Source organism: Enterobacter sp. C3_dUdeg, from assembly GCF_057536195.1.
The window spans coordinates 268,868-289,753 of the sequence record NZ_BAAKFX010000002.1 but is presented as its reverse complement, the minus strand read 5'-3'; the positions used below and the strand labels follow the sequence as shown (position 1 = coordinate 289,753).

Below are 20,886 nucleotides of genomic sequence, written 5' to 3'. Positions count from 1 at the left end.
TCCATCAAGGGGAAGGTCAAGGGGGAAATGTGAATATCAGTGACGTGGCAAAAAAAACCGGCTTAACCAGCAAGGCAATCCGCTTTTATGAAGAGAAGGGGCTGGTGACGCCACCGCTGCGCAGCGAAAACGGCTACCGCAGCTATACGAAACTGCATATTGATGAGCTGACGCTGCTGCGCCAGGCAAGGCAGGTCGGTTTTAATCTGGAAGAGTGCGGCGAGCTGGTTAACCTGTTTAACGATCCGAAGCGTCACAGCGCCGACGTGAAAAAACGCACGCTGGAAAAAGTGGCCGAAATTGAACGCCACATCATCGAGCTGCAGTCGATGCGCGAACAGCTGCTACAGCTCGCGGAATCCTGTCCGGGGGATGACAGCGCCGACTGCCCGATTATCGATAATCTTGCCGGCTGCTGTCATCGTAAGGCCTCTGTCTAACAGGCCTTCACCCGCAGGGTAATGCCTTCCACCGCAATGACCTCAACCCGCGTGCCGGCGCTGAGGTCGTCGTCGGCGACTACCGGCCACGAGCTGTCGCCCACGCGCATATGCCCGCGCCCGTTTACCAGCGCGGTGTCGAGCGTAAAACGCTTGCCGACAATCTGCTGTCCGCGCTGGTTGAGGTGCGCGTCCAGCGGCTTTTGCTCGGTAACCCGCCGGTTTAGCCAGCGCCACCACAGCCACGCGGCCACCAGCGTGAGCACGGCAAATAGCGCACCCTGCCACGCCCAGTCCAGGGGAAGGATCCAGACCAGAAGGCCCGTAATGACGGCGGCAACACCGCTCCAGAGCAGGTAGCCGTTGCCGCCCAGCATCTCCGCCGCCAGCAATAAGCCGCCGAGGCTTAGCCAGAAGGCATGAGGATGTGCAGCGATCAGCTCAATCATTTTTTACGCTCGTTTCCGCTGTCTTTAATCAGTTCGGCAATACCGGCGATAGAGCCCATCAGGCTGCTGGCCTCCAGCGGCATCATCACCACTTTGCTGTTGTTCGCCGAGCCGATCTGTTTTAGCGCGTCGGTATATTTTTGCGCGACAAAGTAGTTCACGGCCTGGATATCACCGGCGGCGATTGCCTCGGACACCATCTGGGTGGCGCGGGCTTCCGCCTCGGCTGAACGTTCACGCGCTTCCGCCTGTAAGAATGCGGACTGACGATCGCCTTCCGCTTTCAGGATCTGCGACTGTTTTTCCCCTTCCGCTTTGAGGATCTCCGCCTGACGCACCCCTTCGGCTTCCAGAATGTAGGCGCGCTTGGTTCGCTCGGCCTTCATCTGGGCGTTCATGGAGGCGATCAGCTCCGCCGGCGGGCGCACGTCGCGGATCTCGATACGGGTGACCTTGATCCCCCACGGGTTCGTTGCCTCATCGACAATGTGCAGCAGGCGGGTATTGATGCTGTCGCGCTGGGAAAGCATCTCGTCCAGCTCCATTGAGCCGAGCACGGTACGGATGTTGGTCATCGTCAGGTTGACGATCGCCAGCTCCAGGTTGCTGACCTCATAGGCCGCTTTCGGCGCATCAATCACCTGAATAAAGCAGACGGCGTCGATGGTGACGTTGGCGTTATCCTTGGAGATGATCTCCTGAGAAGGAATGTCCAGTACCTGCTCCATCATGTTGATCTTGCGACCAATCCGATCCATGAACGGAACAATCAGGCTTAAGCCTGGCTGGAGGGTATTGGTGTAGCGACCGAAACGCTCGACGGTCCACTGATAGCCCTGAGGGACAATTTTGACGCCTGCGCCCACAATAACCAGCGCAACGAAAATAAGGACAGGAACAACGATAAGCATAAAAACCTCCTGTTTTGCATGCTGTGATGAGTGAAAGTGTGTGTTTATTGCTCGTAAGTATAGGTAAAGTCAGAGATGAATCCATCACCCGCTTCGGCAATGGCTTTGGATAATCCCTGGTAGTACTTCTCCAGCCCCAGCGCTTCGATACGCTGGATCTGTTCGCGAATGGGGGCGCAGAACAGAACGGCATTTCCCGCTTCAACGCGCTTGTTATTGGGAGGAAGATCGCCCGCGATGGCTTTGAACCACGTTCTGATACCCTGCTTTAAATTATGCGGCGCTTTAGTCAGGTTATCCATGCCCGTCAGAACCTGCAGGGTGGGAAACTCATCGGCCAGCACGGCGGTTTTCATGCGCGCAAAGAACTGGCTGAACAATTCAAACGATCCCAGATCGGTGACGCGCGGTTTGGTCGTTTTACCGTTTTTATTGCCGATTTTCCCTGCGGCTGACGCTGCGGCCGGAACCGCATTCACCTTTTCCAGCTCCAGCCCGAATAACAAATTACAGTGCGCACGGCGCTCTTTCAGCGGATAGGACATCAGCACGTCAATGAATTGGGTGGCCTTTACATCCGCAAGATCGTGGTTGATAAGCCACTGGGTACGAGAAAATTCAGCCGGAGAGACGAACCAGTCGGGTACCTCATTGAAACGTTTGGATTTTCCCTTGCCGTCAAATTCCAGGAAGTGTGTCCCGTTGTCGAAGGCGAAATAGCAATTTTTGAAACTGCCGATCGTGGTGTTCACGATGAGCGCCTTCTTAACAAAATCCACCACCTCTGCACCGATGACAAAACGCGTGAGTTCCGACGATTTGATGACTTCCATTAATGTTTCGACATCAGGAACACCAGGCTTCAGGGAAGGAAACTCATAAAAGATATGTGCCATGCTGCTTACTTCCTGTAGTGATGGTGGAGACAAATGACAAACAAAAAGTTTAACACTTGCTTTAGCGTGAGGCTATTCGCTCTGTGCGCACGAAAGGATTATGCTACAGGCGGTTATTACACGAAGCGGTTAACGGAAGCGTAATGAACGATAAAAAAGAACTATTACATCTCAGGGATATCGGATTTCGTGTTGGAGAAAACATTATTCTTCAGCACGTCGGGTTTAGCCTGTCGCCGGGCGAGTTTAAATTAATCACGGGCCCTTCAGGCTGCGGTAAAAGCACGCTGCTGAAAATTGTGGCCTCACTCCTCAGCCCGACGGAGGGCACCATTCTGTTTGAAGGACAGGATATCTCAACCCTGTCCCCGGAAAACTATCGCCAGCAGGTCTCCTACTGCGTGCAAACCCCCGCGCTGTTTGGCGATACGGTTTATGACAACCTGATTTTCCCGTGGCAAATCCGCAATAAAACGCCGGAGCCGGAAAAGTTTATCAGCGATCTGGCCCACTTTGGCCTGGCGCAGGAGACGTTAACCAAATCCATCACCGCGCTGTCGGGCGGAGAAAAGCAGCGCGTCTCGCTGATCCGCAACCTGCAGTTTTTACCGAAGGTGCTTTTGCTGGACGAAATTACCAGCGCGCTCGATGACGTCAACAAGCGCAACGTTAACGAGATTATCCATCGCTACGCCCGGGAGCAGAACATTGCCGTGCTGTGGGTGACGCACGACGCTAATGAAATAACCCATGCTGATGACGTGATTACGCTTCAGCCGCACGGCGGGAAAATGCAGGAGGCTAACCGTGGGTGAGCATAACATTACCAATGAATCACTGGCGTTTTCGATGGTGCTGGTGCTGATTGCGATTGTAGTCAGCTACCGGGAAAAGCTGGGGCTGGAAAAAGATATTGTGTGGAGTATCTGCCGCGCGGTGGTTCAGCTCATCATCGTCGGCTATGTGCTGAAGTATATTTTCAACGTCAACCACGCGGTGCTGACGCTGCTGATGGTGCTCTTTATCTGTTTCAACGCGGCGTGGAATGCAAAAAAACGCAGTAAATACATAGATAAGGCCTTTATCTCGTCGTTTATCGCCATTACCACCGGGACGGCGCTCACGCTGGCGGTGCTGGTGCTCTCCGGCTCGATTGCCTTTACGCCGATGCAGGTTATCCCTATCTCCGGGATGATTGCGGGGAACGCCATGGTGGCCGTTGGGCTCTGTTATAACAATCTCGGCCAGCGCTTCAGCAGTGAACAGCAGCAGCTGCAGGAGAAATTAAGCCTGGGAGCGACGCCTAAAGTGGCCTCGGCGCGGCTGATCCGTGAGAGCATTCGCTCATCGCTGATCCCAACGGTCGATTCAGCCAAAACGGTGGGGCTGGTGAGCCTGCCGGGCATGATGTCGGGGCTGATTTTTGCCGGTATCGATCCGGTCAAAGCGATTAAGTATCAGATCATGGTGACGTTTATGCTGCTCTCCACGGCAAGCCTGTCAACCATCATTGCCTGCTACCTGACCTATCGGAAGTTCTACAACACGCGCCACCAGCTGGTGGTAACGCAATTAAAGAAAACGGGTTAAGCCTGTTTTGTAGGCCCGGTAAGCGTTAGCGCCACCGGGCATTTTTTTGTTAGTAGAGCAACGCGTACAGCTGACGACGATACTTCGACGCCAGCGCGTCTCCGGTGCCCAGCGCGGCCAGAATTTCCTGGAACATCTTGCGCGCCTGACCGTCTGCTGCTGCCAGGTCTTTTTGCAGGTGGCTGAACAGCAGCTCCAGCGCCTCTTCGTTACGCCCCACCTGGTGCAGCTGCAGCGCCAGCTGGCTTGCCAGCGCGGCATCGGCCGGGTTGTCGGCAACCTGCTGCTGCAGCTGCTGAATTTCCGGGGTGTCCGCGGCCTGTTTCAGCAGCTCAATCTGCGCGACCAGACCCTGATAGCGGGTGTCCTGATCCTGCAGCGGAACCGTCTTGAGTACGGCTTCCGCGTCTTCTGAACGGTGCAGGGCGATCTGCGTTTCCGCCAGCAGCAGGCCAATCTGGCTGTTCTGATTCGACAGCTGCCACGCCTCTTTGAGCAGCGGCAGCGCCTCGTCGTATTTACCTTCCTGCATCAGCGCCATGCCTTCCTGCGCTTTCAGCTCTTCTTCACGCGGCAGCACTTTATCCAGCAGGGCGCGGATAGCCTCTTCCGGCTGCGGCCCCTGGAAACCGTCAACGGGCTGGCCGTTCTGGAACAGATAGACGGTTGGGATGGCGCGCAGACCAAACTGAGACGCCACCATCGGCTCGGCGTCACAGTCCAGCTTGGCGAGAATGAACTGACCGTTGTACTGCGCGGCAAGGCTTTCCAGCACCGGCGTCAGCTGCAGGCAGTGTTGGCTGCGTTCAGACCAGAAGTAGAACAGGACCGGTTTGGTCATCGACTGTTCAAGGGTCTGTTGCAGGTTAGCTTCTGTAATATTGACGATATTCTGTACGGACATGCGGCTTTCTCTTTTGTCGGTTTGTTCTTTACATGGGGATGAGCGTCGTCGCTTCAACTCAACCGTGCAAAATTTTGTCCATCATCCGGCCCGGCAGCAGGCGTTTTAACCAGCCTACGGCATGGGTGACCAGCGTCACCGGATAGCGCATTTTAGGATGTTCGCTCTCAAAAGCATGGCGCACTTTGGCCACCACCGCCTCTGGCCCGAGGGTAAAACGTGCGGCAATGCCGGGGTTCTCGACCGGTTTATCCGCCTGGGTCTGGTTCACGTTTTCGGTAAAGCGGGTGCGGATCGGGCCGGGCTCAATCAGGCTGACCTTGATGCCGCTGTGGCGCAGCTCCATGCGCAGGGCGTCGGACCAGGCCTCCAGCGCATATTTGCTGGCGGCGTAGGCGCCGCGGCCCGGGGTGGAAATCAGCCCCATCACTGACGATGTCATCACGATGCGCCCTTCACCGTGCGGCAGCATCGCGGGGAGCAGACGCATGGTGAGCTGATGCACGCCGAAGAAGTTGGTCGAAAACTGTTTCTCCAGCGTTTCGCGGGAGAGCGTATCCAGCGGGCCATACACGCCGTAGCCGGCATTGTTAAAGAGCCCGTACAGACGATTGTCGGTCAGCGCGATCACCTCATCGGCGGCGCGTTCAACGCTCTCCGGCGAGTCCATATCCAGCAGCACGCCGGTAAAGCCCAGCCCGTTCATGCGTTCGACATCGTCGGGTTTGCGACACGCCGCCAGCACCCGAAACCCCTGGCGCTTCAGTTCGAGCGCGCTTTCCAGGCCGATTCCACTGGAACATCCTGTAATTAAGACCGATTTTTGCATAACTTTACCTGTCAGGATCTCCGCTTAATCAGGAGTCATGTTTAACTAAAGGAGCCAGTCGCGTTGCCATCCAGTCGGCAATAAACGGCTGAGCATCGCGATTGGGGTGGATCCCGTCGTCTTGCATCCACTGGGGTTTGAGATAGACCTCTTCCATGAAAAATGGCAGCAGCGGAATATCAAACTCTTTGGCAAGCTTAGGGTAGATCGCGCTAAAGGCTTCATTATACCGACGACCGTAGTTAGCGGGCAGGCGAATTTGCATCAGCAGCGGCTGGGCGTTTACCGCTTTGATATCCTGCAAAATGGTGCGCAGCGTTTGCTCGGTTTGCTGAGGCTGAAAACCGCGCAATCCATCGTTACCGCCAAGCTCCACCAGCACCCAGCGCGGCTGATGCTGTTTGAGCAGTGCAGGCAGGCGCGACAGGCCCTGCTGCGAGGTATCGCCGCTGATGCTGGCGTTAATTACCGACGTCTTGCTCTGCCATTTGTCGTTGAGCAGAGCGGGCCAGGCCGCGCTCGCCGCCATGCGATAGCCTGCGCTCAGGCTGTCGCCGAGAACCAGTAACGTGTCCGCTGCCGCCGCGCGGAAGGTCATCAGAATCAAAAACAGGAAGGGCAAATGCCAGCGGAAAACAGTGTTGAAGTTCATCATCTTAAGAAGTCCGTCGGTCAGGGGGAACACGAGCTTTCCATCCTTACTGGAGTTGAACTCGTTGTCAAACGCGCTGAAACCATCGCGCTGATTGGCGAATCCGGCTCCGGCAAGTCCACGCTGCTGGCGATTTTGGCCGGTCTGGACGACGGCAGCAGCGGCGAAGTCCACCTTGTCGGGCAACCGCTGCATCAGCTTGATGAAGAGGCGCGGGCCGCGCTGCGCGCGCGTCACGTTGGTTTTGTCTTCCAGTCCTTCATGCTGATCCCAACCCTGAACGCGCTGGAAAACGTCGAACTCCCGGCGCTGTTGCGCGGTGAAAACAGCCGTGAAAGCCGGGCGCACGCGAAGGCGCTGCTGGAACAGCTCGGTCTGGGCAAGCGTCTCGACCACCTTCCCGCACAGCTTTCCGGCGGTGAGCAGCAGCGCGTGGCGCTGGCGCGGGCGTTTAACGGTCGTCCCGAAGTCCTGTTTGCCGATGAGCCCACAGGTAACCTTGACCGTAAAACCGGTGACCGGATTGCCGACCTGCTGTTTTCGCTCAACCGCGAGCACGGCACCACGCTGATCCTCGTCACCCACGATCCGCAGCTCGCCGCCCGCTGCGACCGCCGCCTGCGGCTGGTGAACGGTATTCTTCAGGAGGAGGCATGATTACCCGCTGGTTCTGGCGCGAGTGGCGCTCGCCCTCGCTGCTGATTGTCTGGCTGGCGCTAAGCCTGGCGGTGGCCTGCGTGCTGGCGCTCGGCAGCGTCAGCGACCGCATGGAAAAAGGGCTTAGCCAGCAGAGCCGGGAGTTTATGGCGGGTGACCGGGCGCTGCAAAGCTCCCGCCCGGTGCCGTCGGGCTGGATTGACGAAGCGCGTAAACAAGGGCTGAAGGTGGGGGAGCAGATAAGCTTCCAGACCATGACCTTTGCGGGCGACACGCCGCAGCTCGCCAGCGTTAAAGCCGTCGATGATATCTATCCGATGTACGGCGAACTGCAGACCAACCCGCCAGGGCTGAAGCCAAAGCCCGGCACGGTGCTGCTGGCATCACGTCTGATGGCGCTTCTGAACCTGAAACCCGGCGACAGCATCGACGTCGGCGACGCCACCCTCAACATTGCCGGGGAAGTGGTGCAGGAGCCCGATTCCGGCTTTAACCCCTTCCAGCTCGCGCCGCGCCTGCTGATGAACACCGCGGATGTCGCGGCAACCCATGCGGTACAGCCGGGCAGCCGCGTCACCTGGCGCTATAAGTTTGGCGGCACGCCTGCCCAGCTTGACGCGTATGAAAAATGGCTTCTGCCGCAGCTCAAGCCGGAGCACCGCTGGTACGGGCTGGAGCAGGACGAAGGGGCGCTCGGTAAATCACTTGAACGTTCTCAGCAGTTCCTGCTGCTTTCGGCACTGTTGACCCTGCTGCTGGCGGTGGCGGCGGTTGCCGTGGCGATGGGGCACTACTGCCGCAGCCGTTACGACCTGGTGGCGATCCTCAAAACCCTGGGGGCGGGCAGGGCGCAGCTGCGCAAGCTGATTGTCGGCCAGTGGCTGATGCTGCTGGTCCTCTCCGCGATTACTGGCGGAATAATCGGGCTGCTGTTTGAAAAACTGCTGATGGTGATGCTGAAGCCGGTGCTCCCGGCCGCCTTGCCGCCGGCCAGCCTCTGGCCGTGGCTGTGGGCGATGGGCGCAATGACGGTGATTTCGCTGCTGGTGGGGCTACGCCCCTACCGCCTGCTGCTCGCGACGCAGCCGCTGCGCGTGCTTCGCAACGATGTGGTGGCGAACGTCTGGCCGCTGAAGTTCTACCTTCCGGTGATTATTGCCGTGGCGGTGGGGCTGCTGGCGTGGCTGATGGGGGGCAGCACGCTGCTGTGGGCGGTGCTGGCCGGCGCGGTTGTGCTGGCGCTGCTGTGCGGCGTGCTGGGCTGGATACTGCTCAACGTCCTGAAGCGGCTCACGGTGAAATCGCTGCCCGTGCGCCTGGCGGTCAACCGCCTGCTGCATCAGCCGTGGTCAACGCTCAGCCAGCTGTCGGCGTTTTCGCTGTCGTTTATGCTGCTGGCGCTGCTGTTAGTGCTGCGCGGCGATCTGCTGGATCGCTGGCAGCAGCAGCTTCCCCCGGAAAGCCCGAACTATTTCCTGATCAACATTGCCCCTGAGCAGGTCACGCCGCTGAAGGGCTTCCTGTCGGAGCATCACATTATCCCTGAGTCGTTCTATCCCATCGTGCGCGCGCGTCTGACGCAGATCAACGGCCAGCCAGCGGACGGAAACAAGGACGAGTCGCTGAACCGCGAGCTGAACCTGACCTGGCAGGAGAAACGCCCTGACCACAACCCGCTAACCGCGGGCACCTGGCCGCCGAAAGCGGGTGAGGTGTCGATGGAAGAGGGGCTGGCGACGCGGCTGAACGTGAAGCTCGGGGACAGCGTGACCTTTACCGGCGATACCCAGGATTTTACCGCGAAAGTCACCAGCCTGCGTAAAGTGGACTGGGAAAGCCTGCGGCCAAACTTCTTCTTTATTTTCCCGCCGGGCGCGCTGGACGGGCAGCCGCAGAGCTGGCTGACCAGTTTCCGCTGGGAAAATGGCAACGGCATGCTGACCCAGCTCAACCGGGAGTTTCCGACGGTCAGCCTGCTGGATATTGGGGCGATCCTGAAGCAGGTGGGGCAGGTGCTGGAGCAGGTGAGCCGCGCGCTGGAGGTCATGGTGGTGCTGGTGACCCTCTGCGGCGTGCTGTTGCTGCTGGCCCAGGTGCAGGTGGGCATGCGCCAGCGCCATCAGGAGCTGGTGGTCTACCGCACGCTGGGTGCCGGAAAGCGGCTGCTGCGGATGACGCTCTGGAGCGAGTTTGCGCTGCTGGGGCTGGTGGCGGGTCTGGTAGCGGCCATTGGCGCGGAAACGGCGCTGGCGGTGCTGCAGACAAAGGTTTTCGACTTCCCGTGGGAGCCTGACTGGCGTCTCTGGTTGATCCTGCCTCTCAGCGGCGCGGTGCTGCTTTCTCTCTGCGGAGGCTGGCTCGGCACGCGGCTGTTAAAGGGCAAAGCCCTGTTCCGTCAGTTTGCGAGTTGATTTAGCACGGTGATAGTTGCGCACCGGGTTTTAATGCCGGTGCGCAGCGTTTAAATAGCACAAACTGATAATACCCACTCATTTAGTAGCACAAAACATTAAAAACCCGACCACACGGCCCGATTATTTCCAGTTAATATTCACCCGCTAAATATTTAGCAGCGTGTCTATTAAGGAAAAATAATGACTATAAAAAAATCAGCGCTGGCGGCAACGATCGGCGCGGCAGTGGCATTGACTACCTTCGCTTCTCAGGCGGAAATCACCGTTCTTAAGCAGGAGCCTCAGGCGGGTAACCCGCTGAGCCGCCTGAACTTTACCGTTGGCGGCAGTATTCGTCCTCAGTTCCAGAACATGACCGGCGACGACGGTAAAAACAGCTACAAGCGTAACGGCTTTGACGGCGGCACCCGTTTCCGTTTCGCGGCTGATTACTACCTGTTTGATGACATCAGCTGGATCAGCTACTACGAGCTGGGTGTCAATATTCCTGCGCAGTTTAACTGGGATCACCACTACGCCGACGGCGCACACGACACCACGCGTCGTATGCTCTACACCGGTCTGAAGAGCGATACCTGGGGTACGCTGACCTTCGGTCAACAGAACAGCGTTTACTATGATGTGGTGGGCGCGAAAACCGATATCTGGGACTACGACATGATTGGTCAGGCTCCGGGTAACGGGATCAACGGTGATTACGACGGTTCTTACCGTTCACGCCAGATGCTGAAATATAAGAAAACCGTGGGCGATGCCGACATCTACGCATCTTACCTGTTTGAAGACAGCGAATACCTGCCGGGCAACGGCCTGCGCTACAAGCGTAAAGGCGGCGGCTCGCTGGGTCTGGATTACCACCTGACTACCGACCTGACCTGGGGCGCGGCGTGGAACTACACCCGCGCGGACATGCGTAACCCGGACAACGGCGACAGCAAAACCTACGACCAGAACATTCTCGGTACCGCGCTGAGCTGGACCCCGGACAACTGGACCTTCTCCGCAGGCGGCGGCTGGTACCAGAACTTCATGACCACCAAAAAAGTGTCGGTTAACGACTACTTTGCGGGTGATGCATGGGGTATTGAATACTTTGCGGGCTACAAGTTCCCGGTCGGCCAGTACGCGGTTAAATCCATCCAGCCTTACTTCATGGGCGACCGTATTGAGTACGTGAACGGCCGTAACTACCAGCGCATCGACAACGGCGTGGGTATCAGCTTCCAGCTGGATTACGGTTTCCGCGTGGATTACGAACACGCGTTCACCTCCAGCACCGACAACCTGGGCGACATGAACCTGGTGCGTCTGCGTTACGACTTCTAAGTCGTCTTGTTGGGTGCGGCCTGATGCCCTCACCCTGACCCTCTCCCACGGGGAGAGGGAATGAACATTAAAAACGGCAACCCAGGTTGCCGTTTTGCTTTTACCTCGCCACCCGGCTTTGTTTTAGCGATTAAGCCACTCAGCGACCTCTTCGTACGTCCCGCGATACACAATCTTCTCCGCTTTTTTCTCCAGCTGATAGCCGTACATCGGGTCGTAATAGTCCTTCAGCAGCGGCGCAAGCCAGCTAAAGTGCGCCTCTGTGCTGCCAGAGCGTTGCTGTTCCAGCAGCGCGGAATCTAACAGCGCGGTGAATTCTGCATACCGCTGCAGCCCCAGACGGCGGCGAATGGCGAACAGGCCGTGGTGCAGATACTCGCTGTATTCTTTCCAGCCCGCTTCCTCGCCGTATGCGGCAGAAAAGTCCGCCCACATGTGGTCGAAATACTCTTCGCGCAGGCGCTCAAGGCGGACGTCAAACGGGTCTTCGACGACAACGATAGGGGCTTCAGCCATGCGGTCGCGCAGGCACTCCGGCAGGTGGTTGGAGCCAATCATCCGGCCCTCGTCTTCCAGCACCCAGCGCGCGGCGTCTTTTTTCAGGAGCTCAACCGCAAGGTGGTTTTCAAAGCTGGCCTGGGAAAGCTGCGGCGTGAGCGTGCGGCCAAACGACGAACCGCGATGGTGCGCCAGCCCTTCCAGATCGATACCCTGCGCGTGCTGCTTCACCAGCAGGGTTTTGCCGTTTCCGGTGCAGCCGCCAATAAGCACCATCGGCTTTTGCGACTGCTCGATAGTCACCTGAATCGCCGTCTGACGCAGGGCTTTGTAGCCGCCGCGGATCAGCGGGTAGTCAACGCCCGCCTCTTTCAGCCAGGCCTGAGAGATATGCGAGCGCTGGCCGCCGCGCGCGCAGCAGAGATAGCCCTCAGGATGGGCAAGGCTGGCTTCCCGCCAGGCGTTGATGCGTGCCTCACGCGTCTCGCCGCTTACCAGCTGATGGCCGAGCGCCAGCGCGGCCTCGGGGCCCTGGCGTTTATAGCAGGTACCGACGGCGGCGCGCTCGTTGTCGTTCATTAAGGGCAGGTTGATCGCCGCAGGCATCGCGCCCTGGGCAAATTCGATCGGCGCGCGAACGTCGATTAAAGGGGTATCAGACGCGAGGATCGCGCGATAGTCCGTTCCATCGTTCATGGTTATTCCAGAAGAAAACTCAGCAGCAATGGGCGGGGATTGTACGCCGGGGAAGGGGAAGATCAACTCCCCGGCGCAGATGTCTTACTTGAGCTTAGACTGTGCCCAGACAATACCGCTCGCATATTCCGGCGGCAGGAGCGGGATCATTGCTTCCAGGGTGGCGCTCAGGCGGCCCGTGTCGCTGTCGTTCAGGTTCAGGTGACCGACCTTACGACCCGCGCGAACCTCTTTGTCATACCAGTGCAGATGCACGAGCGGCAGCTTCAGCCAGTCGTAGTTCAGATCGGTGCCGATCAGGTTGATCATCACCGACGGGCTGTTCACCACGGGCTGCGGCAGCGGCAGGTCCGTAATCGCGCGCAGGTGCAGCTCGAACTGGCTGATGGACGCGCCGTTTTGCGTCCAGTGGCCGCTGTTGTGCACGCGCGGCGCAAGTTCGTTGATCAGCAGACCGGACGGGGTGATAAAGCACTCCATCGCCATGACGCCCACATACCCGAGTTCGTGCATGATGGCAGAGAGCATATCTTCCGCCTGCGCCTGCTGGTCAGCATTGGCGTGCGGGAAGGCGACGCTGGTGCGCAGAATGCCGTCCTGATGCAGGTTATGCGTCAGCGGATAAAAGACGGTATGCCCGTCGTGCCCGCGCGCGCCAACCAGCGACACTTCACCGCTGAAGTTGATGCCCTGCTCAACGATGCACTCGCCGTAGCAATCGTCCGGCAGTTCTGCCGTTTCATCTGCACGCAGGCGCCACTGGCCGCGGCCGTCATAGCCGCCCACGCGGCGCTTCACGATTGCCAGCTCGCCCAGCATCGCGAAAACGTCATTCCACTCGCTTTTATCGGACAGGAGCTGCCACGGCGCGGTCGGCAGACCGAGCTTGTCGAACAGCTGCTTTTGCGTCAGACGGTCGGCGATGATCGGGAACACGTCGCGGTTAACGAAGGAGTTATGACGCGCCAGCTCGCGGGTCAGAGCCGTTTCTGGCCAGCGTTCGATCTCGGCGGTGATCACGCTCTGGTGGAACGGTACGGCTTCCGGTTCGGCGTCCAGCCCGACGGGCCAGACGGCAATACCCAGCGGCTCACCGGCCTGACGCAGCATGCGGCCTAGCTGGCCGTTACCGAGGACGCAAACCTGCTTCATGCCGCACCCCGCGGGTCCGGATTGTCCAGCACCTCGTCTGTCTGGGCTTTACGCCACTCCGCCAGACGCTGGTGTAATGCTTTATCGTGCGTCGCAAGAATTTGCGCCGCCAGCAGGGCGGCATTGGCAGCACCCGCTTTACCAATCGCCAGCGTGCCGACAGGAATACCGCGCGGCATCTGGACGATTGAGTAGAGGCTATCCACACCGCTTAACGCGGCGCTTTGGACCGGAACGCCCAGTACCGGCACCAGGGTTTTGGCGGCAATCATGCCTGGCAGATGTGCTGCGCCGCCCGCGCCGGCAACGATCACCTCATAACCGTTCTCTTCGGCGCTTTCGGCGAAGCTGAACAGTTTGTCCGGTGTACGGTGCGCGGAGACCACTTCAACGTGGTGCGGAACATTCAGGATTTCAAAGATTTCGGCGGCGAACTGCATGGTAGCCCAGTCGCTTTTGGACCCCATCACGATGGCGACACGCGCCGGATTATTGCGGGAAGACATGCGTCTTAAAACTCCTGTGGTGCGAAACACACTGCTTTCGAGGGCACAGAGAATAGCATGTTATACGGGCAAGGAAAACGGTTGCGCGGTTAAAAGGCGAGCACTTATGGCGAGAAAGCGATAACAAAAAAGACCGCACGATAGCGGTCTTTTATGTGATGTTACTGAAGATCCCCTGCGGACAGGTTCTCGTTGTCGAACGCGCGGCTGACATCGATATGATTCACCATGCCGGTGTCGGCATTCGAGCCCGATTTTGGCACGGAGAAGCGATTCTCCGCGGCCTGTGCGCCAGTGGACACCACGACTGCCAGCAGCAGGGTACTTACGATGCTGATGTTTTTCATTCTCTGTTCCTTCCTCATCGTATTGTCGCTGTCGCACGTCTTCGCTGGCGGCACGGCAATCAGGGTTTTTATTTAGTCAGTTCTGCGGTCATGTACACGCGGTTGTTGACCTTCGCGCTCGTGATTTTATAAGAGGCATTCTGCTCGGCGGCCTGCGCGGCAATTTTCGCTTCTGCGCGGTCAAGGGTAGAGGCGGTTGCGCTCACGCTTTGAGCGAAAGAACCGAAAGAAACCAGGGAAAGAGCGGCAACTGCAACGAAAGTTTTGATAGATTTCATGGTCGTATTCCTTAAGTATTTTATCTGGGATAGGGCGTATTGCCCTGATGTGATAAATAATAGGCCGACCACGGGCTGATTAAAATCGAAACAATTTGCCGATATTGTTCAAAAAAATAGAATGATGGTGCGAGGGGTTAAAACGGAAAGGCGATCAGCTCCACGCCCTCTGGCGTGACTTTGACCATGGAGCCTTCGGTGTGCCAGGCACCTAATACCACGCGATGGGCCGGTTCGCCGTTGGCGATAAGGGAATGGACGTCAGGACGATGGGTATGACCGTGGATCAACCACTGAACGCCATGCTTTTCCATCACGCTCACCACGGCCTGCGGGTTCACGTCCATGATGGTCATGGATTTGCTGCTGTTGGCGGCTTTACTGCCCGCGCGCATTCTGGCAGCTATGCGGTTACGGATAAACAGCGGCAGCGCAAGGAACACCTTTTGGATCCACGGGGTGTGGACTTTGGCGCGAAACGCCAGGTAGCCGGTATCGTCGGTGCAGAGCGTGTCGCCGTGCATGATCAGAACCCTGCGGCCATAGAGGTCGAGCACCTGCTCTTCCGGCAGCAGCGTCATGCCGCTTTCGCGGGCGTAGCGCTTGCCGATCAGGAAATCACGGTTGCCGTGAATGAAATAGCAGGGAACGCCGGAATCCACGAGGGCGTGAATGGCGTCTGCCATTTCACGGTGCAGCGGGTTAGGGTCGTCGTCGCCAATCCAGGCTTCAAATAGGTCGCCCAGGATGTACAGCGCATCGGCGCTTTTCGCTTCACCGCGTAAAAAACGCAGAAAACCGGCGGTTATCGCCGGTTCTTCTGTTTGCAGATGCAGATCCGCAATAAAGAGTGTCGCCACGAATTACTCGCTGACGGTCACGCTTGTAATCACAACGTCTTCTTTAGGAACGTCCTGGTGCATACCGCTGCGGCCAGTAGCGACGGCTTTGATCTTGTCAACCACGTCCATCCCTTCAACCACTTCTGCGAATACGCAGTAGCCCCAACCCTGCAGGCTTTCGCCGGAGAAGTTCAGGAAGTCGTTGTCCGCCACGTTGATGAAGAACTGCGCGGTGGCAGAGTGTGGCGCCTGAGTACGGGCCATTGCCAGCGTACCGCGGGTGTTTTTCAGACCGTTGTTCGCTTCGTTTTTAATCGCTTCTTTGGTCTCTTTCTGGTTCATGCCAGGTTCGAAACCGCCGCCCTGGATCATAAAGCCGTTGATCACGCGGTGGAAAATGGTGTTGTTGTAGAAACCTTCGCGGCAGTAGTCCAGGAAGTTTTTAACTGTTTCAGGCGCTTTGTCATCAAAGGTTTTGATTACGATATCGCCATGATTAGTGTGGAAAGTAACCATTTTTGCATCCTGTTCCGTTATTGTGGTACGTCGACCCGCGTTCGGGTCATCTATAGGGGCTTGTTATAGCATAACCACAGGATGCGATCACCTTGCATTGTGTGCTGCTTCGGGTTTGAATTACGGGTAGAATAGCCGGTTTTCAACCACACACGTGTTTACATGGAATCTTCGATGTTAAAAATCTTTAATACAATGACGCGCCAGAAAGAGGAATTTAAACCTATCCATGCCGGGGAAGTCGGCATGTACGTGTGTGGTATTACGGTTTACGATCTCTGTCACATTGGCCATGGCCGTACCTTTGTCGCCTTCGACGTGGTGTCACGCTACCTGCGTTTTCTGGGCTACACCCTGAAATACGTGCGTAATATCACCGACATCGACGACAAAATCATCAAGCGCGCTAATGAAAACGGCGAAAGCTTCGTTGCGCTGGTCGATCGCATGATCGTCGAAATGCACAAAGATTTCGACGCCCTGAATATTCAGCGCCCGGACAGCGAGCCGCGCGCGACCCACCATATTCACGAAATCATCGAGATCACCGAAAAGCTGATCGCTCGCGGTCATGCCTACGTTGCGGACAACGGTGACGTGATGTTCTCGGTGCCGACGGACCCAACCTACGGTTCGCTTTCCCGTCAGGATCTGGACCAGCTCCAGGCCGGCGCGCGCGTTGACGTGGTTGACGTGAAGCGTAACCCGATGGACTTCGTGCTGTGGAAAATGTCCAAAGAGGGCGAGCCAAGCTGGCCATCACCGTGGGGCGAAGGCCGTCCGGGCTGGCACATTGAATGTTCCGCGATGAACTGCAAGCAGCTGGGCAAGCACTTCGATATCCACGGCGGCGGTTCAGACCTGATGTTCCCGCACCACGAAAACGAAATCGCGCAGTCCACCTGCGCCCACGGCGGCGAGTACGTGAACTACTGGATGCACTCCGGCATGGTAATGGTTGACCGCGAGAAGATGTCTAAATCGCTGGGTAACTTCTTCACCGTGCGCGACGTGCTGAAGTATTACGACGCGGAAACCGTGCGCTACTTCCTGATGTCCGGCCACTATCGTAGCCAGCTGAACTACAGCGAAGAGAACCTGAAACAGGCGCGCTCGGCGCTGGAGCGTCTGTATACCGCGCTGCGCGGTACCGACAGGTCTGTTCCTGCTGCAGGCGGCGAAGCGTTCGAAGCCCGCTTTGTTGAGGTGATGAACGACGACTTCAACACCCCGGAAGCCTACTCCGTGCTGTTCGACATGGCGCGCGAAGTGAACCGCCTGAAGTCAGAAGATATGGCCGCGGCGAATGCGCTGGCGTCCCATCTGCGTAAGCTCTCCTCCGTGCTCGGCCTGCTGGAGCAGGACCCGGACGCGTTCCTGCAGAGCGGTGCGCAGGCGGACGACGGTGAAGTGGCGGAAATTGAAGCGTTGATCAAAGCGCGTCTGGAAGCGCGTCAGGCAAAAGACTGGGCGGCGGCAGATGCGGCGCGCAACCGTCTGACCGAGATGGGCATCATTCTGGAAGATGGCCCGCAGGGCACCACCTGGCGCCGTAAGTAATTTTCCCCTCACCCTAACCCTCTCCCAAAGGGAGAGGGAATTATTAGGTTTTCTCCCTCTCCCCGTGGGAGAGGGCCGGGGTGAGGGCATCAGCGCCCACGTTTTCTCCACCAAAGCAACCCCATCAGCACGACTCCCGGCAGCCACACCCACAGCAGTTCTGAAACGATCACCTGATGCCCGTACGGCGTGGTATAGCGCGACAGCGCAAACGGCGCGACCTTAATCACCTGCCACGGCGCAAAGAAGCGTTCATCTGACCACGGCCACAGCCAGCCGACGCCTTTCCCGCCCGTGGTAATCGAATCCAGCAGGCTGTGCGAAAGCAATGACACGGTTAAAAACAGCCAGCACCGCGTCAGGCTGGCCCGGAACCACCGTCGTCCAGTCAGCACGCAGAGTATCGGCACCACAAAGGCGAACAGCAGGGAGTGGGTAAAGCCGCGATGGCCGAAAACATTGCCGTACGCGACGCCGAACTTGAACGCCAGCACGTCGGCATCCGGCAGCATGGCGAGGACAATCCCTGCAAAAAGCAGGCGGGGAGGAATCACTTTGGTTCCCAGGCCTAAGCCCAGACAAAGCGGAACAGCAGCGTGTGTAATAACGGTAGGCATTGCGATTATCCATGGCAAATCATGGAAATATAGCAGTAATCCCGCGCCGGCAGACCCGCGTCAAATTCTTATTTTTACGCCGACTCGCGCGCGATAAGCTGTCCGGAAAGCGTAATGCGCTGGGTTTGCAGCGTCGGCTCCTTCAGCGTGCGAATAATCAGCCCGGCAGCCTGACGCCCCGTCTCTTCGCTGGCGGACGACACGTAGGTAAAGGACGGCGAGGTGAGGTTAACGTGGAGCATATCTTCGAAACCGACCAGCGCGACCTGCTGCGTCAAAAACACATCTTTACCCACCGTTCGTCCAACCTGATGAATACCGGAGATGGAGCCGATCATGGCATCCGGCGAGTGGCAGAGCAGGGCGGTGATGGTGTTGTTTTTTTCCAGCAGCTGGCGGGTGGCGAAACCCGCCGCCAGCGTGTCATCGCTGCAGGCCGGAGAGTATTCATCGCGCCAGACCAGCCCGTTCTGCGTCATCGCGCTGCGAAAACCGAGCAGGCGCTGCTCGCGGATAAGGCAGCCTTCACGTCCGCCAATGTAGGCAATATTGCGATGGCCGCGCTCGATAAGATAACGCACCGCCAGATTTGCCGCCTGACGGTTATCGCGCATCACCAGATTGCATTTTTCATCCAGCAGCGACTGAGAAACCACCACCAGCGGCAGCGGGCAGCGGCGAATTTGCTCCGGCAGGGTGGAGGTGCGGGTATCCGAGGCCAGATAGATAACCCCGGCGACGCCCTGCTGCTTAAACGACAGCAGGCAGCGCTCTAGATGGTCATGGTCGTTCTGGGGCTGGCCGAGAAAAACCATATACCCCTGTTTTTCAAGATCCTGGACGATGCTCGCCATCACCTTGATGGAGAAACTGTCGCTAAAGTCGCGGAGGATCAGGCCAATCAGATTGGACGTATTGGCGCGGAGATTGGCAGCGGCAACGTTATGAACATAGCCCAGCGTATTGATGGCAGCGTTGACCTTCTCGATCGTTGCCTCTGAGATTTTCCCTTTCTGGCGCAAAACCAGCGAGACCGTTGAGACCGATACGCCCGCGTGCTTTGCGACATCAATAATGCTGACTTTCTTCAAAACCGCTCCCTGAAATTCACCGATTATCAGTCAGATACGACAATGCGTCTCCCAGACTACAGGAGACGCGTCGTTCAGGCATCTTATTATTTGCCGATCATGGTGGACATGGTCTGGGCGATAAACTGTGCTCTGGCACCGAATATCACCTGAATACCGTTGTCGCCGACGAAGACCACGCCGCGCGCACCCAGTCCGTTCAGGCCGTCCTTATCGACCACCTCGCTTTTTGCCACTTCCAGACGCAGACGGGTGATACAGGAACCAACGGAGTCGATGTTATGCGCCCCGCCCAGCAGGGAGATGATCTCAGTTGCGAGTTCTGAATCAGACTTATCATCCGCGTTGGCGGTCACTTCAGTGCGGCCCGGCGTTTTCACGTCGAAACGACGGATCACAAAGCGGAACGTGAAGTAATAAATCAGGCCCATTGGAATGCCGATGATAATCGCATTCAGGAAGTTGGTCTTGTAGCCGTTAAAGGACGGCAGGATCCCGAATGACAGATAGTCGATAAAGCCCGCTGAGAACGACTTGGCGATATGCGCATGCAGTAGATACATGGTCATGTAGGCCAGGCCCGCCATGATGGCGTTAAAGACGTACAGGATCGGCGCCACGAAGATAAAGGTAAACTCTACCGGTTCAGTGATCCCCGTCAGGAAGCAGGTCAGCGCCGCAGAGAACAGAATACCAGCCGCGATTTTCTTATTCTTCGTATGGGCTTCGTGATACATCGCCAGGCACGCGGCGGGCAGCGCGAACAGCATCAGCGGGAATTCGCCCTGCATGAATTTACCGGCATTCTGGTAGGTATCGCTGCTGAAGGACTTCACACCTTCTTCCAGCATCTTGAACCAGATGGTCTGGTCGCCGTGGATCACCTGTCCTGCCTGAGTGGTGTAATCCCCGAACGAGTACCAGAAGGACGGATACCAGATGTGGTGCAGGCCGAGCGGGATCAGCGCGCGCTCTACCAGACCGAAGATAAAGGTCGATGCCGCCTGATTATCGCCGTTCACCACCACGGAGAGCGCGTCGATACCGGCCTGGATATGCTGCCATACGTACGGCAGCAGCAGCCCCATCAGGAACGACAGAAACGCCGTTGCAATGGCCACGAAGCGCTTGCCGGAGAAGAAGCCCAGGAACTCCGGCAGCTGCATGGTGTGGAAGCGGTTATAGCACCAGGCCGCGAGAATACCGCAGATCAGGCCGCCGAAGACGCCCATCTGCAGCGTCGGGATGCCGACCACCATGGCGTATTTCCCACCCTGGGAGGCCATTTCCGGCGTGATGCTCAGCACGGTGCTGATGGTGATATTCGTGACAAACACCGACACCGCCGCAGACAGCGCCGCGATGCCAGATTCTGACGCCAGACCCACGGCGGAGCCAATGGCAAACAGCATCGGCAGGTTATCAAAAATAACCCCGCCCGCGTTCATCATCAGCGGCAGATGGAACTTATCGCCGAAGGCCAGCAGCAGGCCCGCAGCGGGAAGCAGTGAAATTGGCAGCATTAAGGCGCGACCAATCATCGATAACTTAGACAGCGATTTAACAAACCCTGATATCAGACTCATGCTGATTTCCCCCGAGTAGCGCTTTCTTGGCGCTGTTATTGTAAGTAGAACGTTTTAGTAGAACGTTCTACTTATCGTGGGCAAAGAGTGAAAAACGCGCAACTGAATTCTCACGTTTCAACAGATGAA

General features: G+C 57.6%; 23 protein-coding genes. 7 read left to right on the top strand and 16 right to left on the bottom strand.

The features are described 5' to 3' along the window. Window positions 1–29: 29 nt before the first annotated feature. Window positions 30–440: a Cu(I)-responsive transcriptional regulator gene (gene cueR / locus AC27FC_RS09030; RefSeq protein ID WP_196354748.1), complete on the top strand. Its 411-nt coding sequence runs from the start codon at window positions 30–32 to the stop codon at window positions 438–440. On the opposite strand, the gene AC27FC_RS09025 is transcribed toward cueR, so the two are convergent. Genes AC27FC_RS09025 through AC27FC_RS09015 form a run of 3 tightly spaced genes read right to left on the bottom strand, consistent with a single transcriptional unit; the run spans window position 437 to window position 2,696 of the window. After that, complete coding sequence (locus AC27FC_RS09025; protein WP_039263977.1) at window positions 437–889, bottom strand: NfeD family protein; 453 nt, start codon at window positions 887–889, stop codon at window positions 437–439. The two genes, cueR and AC27FC_RS09025, sit on opposite strands and share 4 nt — an antisense overlap. After that, entirely contained in the window at window positions 886–1,800 is a 915-nt protein-coding gene (locus AC27FC_RS09020) for an SPFH domain-containing protein (RefSeq protein WP_023310620.1), read from the bottom strand. The genes AC27FC_RS09025 and AC27FC_RS09020 overlap by 4 nt, the downstream gene beginning before the upstream one ends. A 44-nt stretch (window positions 1,801–1,844) precedes the next feature. Then, window positions 1,845–2,696 carry a hypothetical protein gene (locus AC27FC_RS09015; RefSeq protein WP_048975507.1) on the bottom strand — a complete coding sequence of 284 codons (852 nt, stop codon included), beginning with the start codon at window positions 2,694–2,696 and terminating at the stop codon, window positions 1,845–1,847. A gap of 143 nt (window positions 2,697–2,839) precedes the next feature. On the opposite strand from AC27FC_RS09015, the gene fetA reads away from it, so the two are divergent. Together fetA and fetB are read left to right on the top strand one after the other, a co-directional pair. Beyond that, window positions 2,840–3,511: an iron efflux ABC transporter ATP-binding subunit FetA gene (fetA, locus tag AC27FC_RS09010; protein WP_094934739.1), complete on the top strand. Its 672-nt coding sequence runs from the start codon at window positions 2,840–2,842 to the stop codon at window positions 3,509–3,511. Next, entirely contained in the window at window positions 3,504–4,286 is a 783-nt protein-coding gene (gene fetB, locus AC27FC_RS09005) for an iron efflux ABC transporter permease subunit FetB (protein ID WP_039263980.1), read from the top strand. Before fetA ends, fetB begins: the two co-directional genes overlap by 8 nt. Window positions 4,287–4,335: 49 nt before the next feature. Here fetB and AC27FC_RS09000 read toward each other — a convergent pair whose 3' ends face one another. From AC27FC_RS09000 to tesA, 3 genes are read right to left on the bottom strand one after another with little or no spacing between them, the layout of a single operon-like run. Continuing rightward, window positions 4,336–5,190 (bottom strand): co-chaperone YbbN, encoded by an 855-nt coding sequence (locus tag AC27FC_RS09000; protein WP_023310624.1) that lies wholly within the window; start codon window positions 5,188–5,190, stop codon window positions 4,336–4,338. A gap of 58 nt (window positions 5,191–5,248) precedes the next feature. Further along, window positions 5,249–6,019 (bottom strand): SDR family oxidoreductase, encoded by a 771-nt coding sequence (locus AC27FC_RS08995; RefSeq protein ID WP_014882827.1) that lies wholly within the window; start codon window positions 6,017–6,019, stop codon window positions 5,249–5,251. Between the two features lie 28 nt (window positions 6,020–6,047). Further along, window positions 6,048–6,671, bottom strand: coding sequence for a multifunctional acyl-CoA thioesterase I/protease I/lysophospholipase L1 (gene tesA / locus AC27FC_RS08990; RefSeq protein ID WP_033144811.1), 624 nt, complete (start codon window positions 6,669–6,671; stop codon window positions 6,048–6,050). Here tesA and ybbA point away from each other — a divergent pair. The 3 genes from ybbA to AC27FC_RS08975 all read left to right on the top strand — a co-directional run bounded on the left by ybbA (window position 6,642) and on the right by AC27FC_RS08975 (window position 11,068). Continuing rightward, the gene (gene ybbA, locus AC27FC_RS08985; protein ID WP_023617272.1) at window positions 6,642–7,328 is read left to right on the top strand and encodes a putative ABC transporter ATP-binding protein YbbA; all 687 of its coding nucleotides are present in this window, start codon (window positions 6,642–6,644) and stop codon (window positions 7,326–7,328) included. The two genes, tesA and ybbA, sit on opposite strands and share 30 nt — an antisense overlap. Continuing rightward, entirely contained in the window at window positions 7,325–9,739 is a 2,415-nt protein-coding gene (gene ybbP / locus AC27FC_RS08980) for a putative ABC transporter permease subunit YbbP (protein ID WP_182383126.1), read from the top strand. The genes ybbA and ybbP overlap by 4 nt, the downstream gene beginning before the upstream one ends. 183 nt (window positions 9,740–9,922) lie before the next feature. Beyond that, window positions 9,923–11,068 carry a porin gene (locus AC27FC_RS08975; RefSeq protein ID WP_094934736.1) on the top strand — a complete coding sequence of 382 codons (1,146 nt, stop codon included), beginning with the start codon at window positions 9,923–9,925 and terminating at the stop codon, window positions 11,066–11,068. A gap of 123 nt (window positions 11,069–11,191) precedes the next feature. Here AC27FC_RS08975 and mnmH read toward each other — a convergent pair whose 3' ends face one another. From mnmH to ppiB, 7 genes are all read right to left on the bottom strand, one after another. Beyond that, the gene (gene mnmH, locus AC27FC_RS08970) at window positions 11,192–12,262 is read right to left on the bottom strand and encodes a tRNA 2-selenouridine(34) synthase MnmH (RefSeq protein WP_094934735.1); all 1,071 of its coding nucleotides are present in this window, start codon (window positions 12,260–12,262) and stop codon (window positions 11,192–11,194) included. Window positions 12,263–12,346: 84 nt separating this feature from the next. Next, window positions 12,347–13,414 carry a 5-(carboxyamino)imidazole ribonucleotide synthase gene (purK, locus tag AC27FC_RS08965; protein WP_196354747.1) on the bottom strand — a complete coding sequence of 356 codons (1,068 nt, stop codon included), beginning with the start codon at window positions 13,412–13,414 and terminating at the stop codon, window positions 12,347–12,349. Further along, a complete protein-coding gene (gene purE / locus AC27FC_RS08960) occupies window positions 13,411–13,920 on the bottom strand; it encodes a 5-(carboxyamino)imidazole ribonucleotide mutase (protein WP_023310631.1) in 510 nt (169 codons plus the stop codon). Before purE ends, purK begins: the two co-directional genes overlap by 4 nt. Window positions 13,921–14,081: 161 nt before the next feature. Next, window positions 14,082–14,267, bottom strand: a complete 186-nt coding sequence (locus AC27FC_RS08955; RefSeq protein WP_045887960.1) for a hypothetical protein — start codon at window positions 14,265–14,267, stop codon at window positions 14,082–14,084. A 68-nt stretch (window positions 14,268–14,335) separates the two neighbouring features. Further along, the gene (locus AC27FC_RS08950; RefSeq protein ID WP_023310633.1) at window positions 14,336–14,545 is read right to left on the bottom strand and encodes a YdgH/BhsA/McbA-like domain containing protein; all 210 of its coding nucleotides are present in this window, start codon (window positions 14,543–14,545) and stop codon (window positions 14,336–14,338) included. Between the two features lie 137 nt (window positions 14,546–14,682). Further along, on the bottom strand, window positions 14,683–15,405 hold the full coding sequence (gene lpxH, locus AC27FC_RS08945) for a UDP-2,3-diacylglucosamine diphosphatase (protein ID WP_196354746.1): 723 nt from the start codon (window positions 15,403–15,405) through the stop codon (window positions 14,683–14,685). A gap of 3 nt (window positions 15,406–15,408) precedes the next feature. After that, window positions 15,409–15,903: a peptidylprolyl isomerase B gene (gene ppiB / locus AC27FC_RS08940; RefSeq protein ID WP_023310635.1), complete on the bottom strand. Its 495-nt coding sequence runs from the start codon at window positions 15,901–15,903 to the stop codon at window positions 15,409–15,411. Between the two features lie 174 nt (window positions 15,904–16,077). Between ppiB and cysS the strand changes: the two genes are divergently transcribed. Next, window positions 16,078–17,463, top strand: a complete 1,386-nt coding sequence (cysS, locus tag AC27FC_RS08935; RefSeq protein WP_029741052.1) for a cysteine--tRNA ligase — start codon at window positions 16,078–16,080, stop codon at window positions 17,461–17,463. Between the two features lie 89 nt (window positions 17,464–17,552). On the opposite strand, the gene AC27FC_RS08930 is transcribed toward cysS, so the two are convergent. The 3 genes from AC27FC_RS08930 to AC27FC_RS08920 form a co-directional block, all read right to left on the bottom strand. Beyond that, entirely contained in the window at window positions 17,553–18,080 is a 528-nt protein-coding gene (locus AC27FC_RS08930) for a metal-dependent hydrolase (protein ID WP_039263988.1), read from the bottom strand. Between the two features lie 74 nt (window positions 18,081–18,154). Beyond that, window positions 18,155–19,171, bottom strand: coding sequence for a Mal regulon transcriptional regulator MalI (gene malI, locus AC27FC_RS08925; RefSeq protein ID WP_023310638.1), 1,017 nt, complete (start codon window positions 19,169–19,171; stop codon window positions 18,155–18,157). An 86-nt stretch (window positions 19,172–19,257) separates the two neighbouring features. Beyond that, the gene (locus AC27FC_RS08920; protein WP_148243963.1) at window positions 19,258–20,757 is read right to left on the bottom strand and encodes a PTS transporter subunit EIIC; all 1,500 of its coding nucleotides are present in this window, start codon (window positions 20,755–20,757) and stop codon (window positions 19,258–19,260) included. Window positions 20,758–20,886 lie beyond the last annotated feature (129 nt).

Coding starts and splice junctions, on each gene's coding strand:
- AC27FC_RS08930 (WP_039263988.1), bottom strand. CDS start 18,080: ATGCCTACCGTTATTACACACGCTGCTGTTCCGCTTTGTCTGGGCTTA.
- AC27FC_RS09020 (WP_023310620.1), bottom strand. CDS start 1,800: ATGCTTATCGTTGTTCCTGTCCTTATTTTCGTTGCGCTGGTTATTGTG.
- purE (WP_023310631.1), bottom strand. CDS start 13,920: ATGTCTTCCCGCAATAATCCGGCGCGTGTCGCCATCGTGATGGGGTCC.
- AC27FC_RS09000 (WP_023310624.1), bottom strand. CDS start 5,190: ATGTCCGTACAGAATATCGTCAATATTACAGAAGCTAACCTGCAACAG.
- tesA (WP_033144811.1), bottom strand. CDS start 6,671: ATGAACTTCAACACTGTTTTCCGCTGGCATTTGCCCTTCCTGTTTTTG.
- AC27FC_RS08950 (WP_023310633.1), bottom strand. CDS start 14,545: ATGAAATCTATCAAAACTTTCGTTGCAGTTGCCGCTCTTTCCCTGGTT.
- purK (WP_196354747.1), bottom strand. CDS start 13,414: ATGAAGCAGGTTTGCGTCCTCGGTAACGGCCAGCTAGGCCGCATGCTG.
- AC27FC_RS09015 (WP_048975507.1), bottom strand. CDS start 2,696: ATGGCACATATCTTTTATGAGTTTCCTTCCCTGAAGCCTGGTGTTCCT.
- AC27FC_RS08920 (WP_148243963.1), bottom strand. CDS start 20,757: ATGAGTCTGATATCAGGGTTTGTTAAATCGCTGTCTAAGTTATCGATG.
- ybbA (WP_023617272.1), top strand. CDS start 6,642: ATGCCAGCGGAAAACAGTGTTGAAGTTCATCATCTTAAGAAGTCCGTC.
- ppiB (WP_023310635.1), bottom strand. CDS start 15,903: ATGGTTACTTTCCACACTAATCATGGCGATATCGTAATCAAAACCTTT.
- ybbP (WP_182383126.1), top strand. CDS start 7,325: ATGATTACCCGCTGGTTCTGGCGCGAGTGGCGCTCGCCCTCGCTGCTG.
- AC27FC_RS09025 (WP_039263977.1), bottom strand. CDS start 889: ATGATTGAGCTGATCGCTGCACATCCTCATGCCTTCTGGCTAAGCCTC.
- AC27FC_RS08995 (WP_014882827.1), bottom strand. CDS start 6,019: ATGCAAAAATCGGTCTTAATTACAGGATGTTCCAGTGGAATCGGCCTG.
- cysS (WP_029741052.1), top strand. CDS start 16,078: ATGTTAAAAATCTTTAATACAATGACGCGCCAGAAAGAGGAATTTAAA.
- mnmH (WP_094934735.1), bottom strand. CDS start 12,262: ATGAACGATGGAACGGACTATCGCGCGATCCTCGCGTCTGATACCCCT.
- fetA (WP_094934739.1), top strand. CDS start 2,840: ATGAACGATAAAAAAGAACTATTACATCTCAGGGATATCGGATTTCGT.
- AC27FC_RS08955 (WP_045887960.1), bottom strand. CDS start 14,267: ATGAAAAACATCAGCATCGTAAGTACCCTGCTGCTGGCAGTCGTGGTG.
- AC27FC_RS08975 (WP_094934736.1), top strand. CDS start 9,923: ATGACTATAAAAAAATCAGCGCTGGCGGCAACGATCGGCGCGGCAGTG.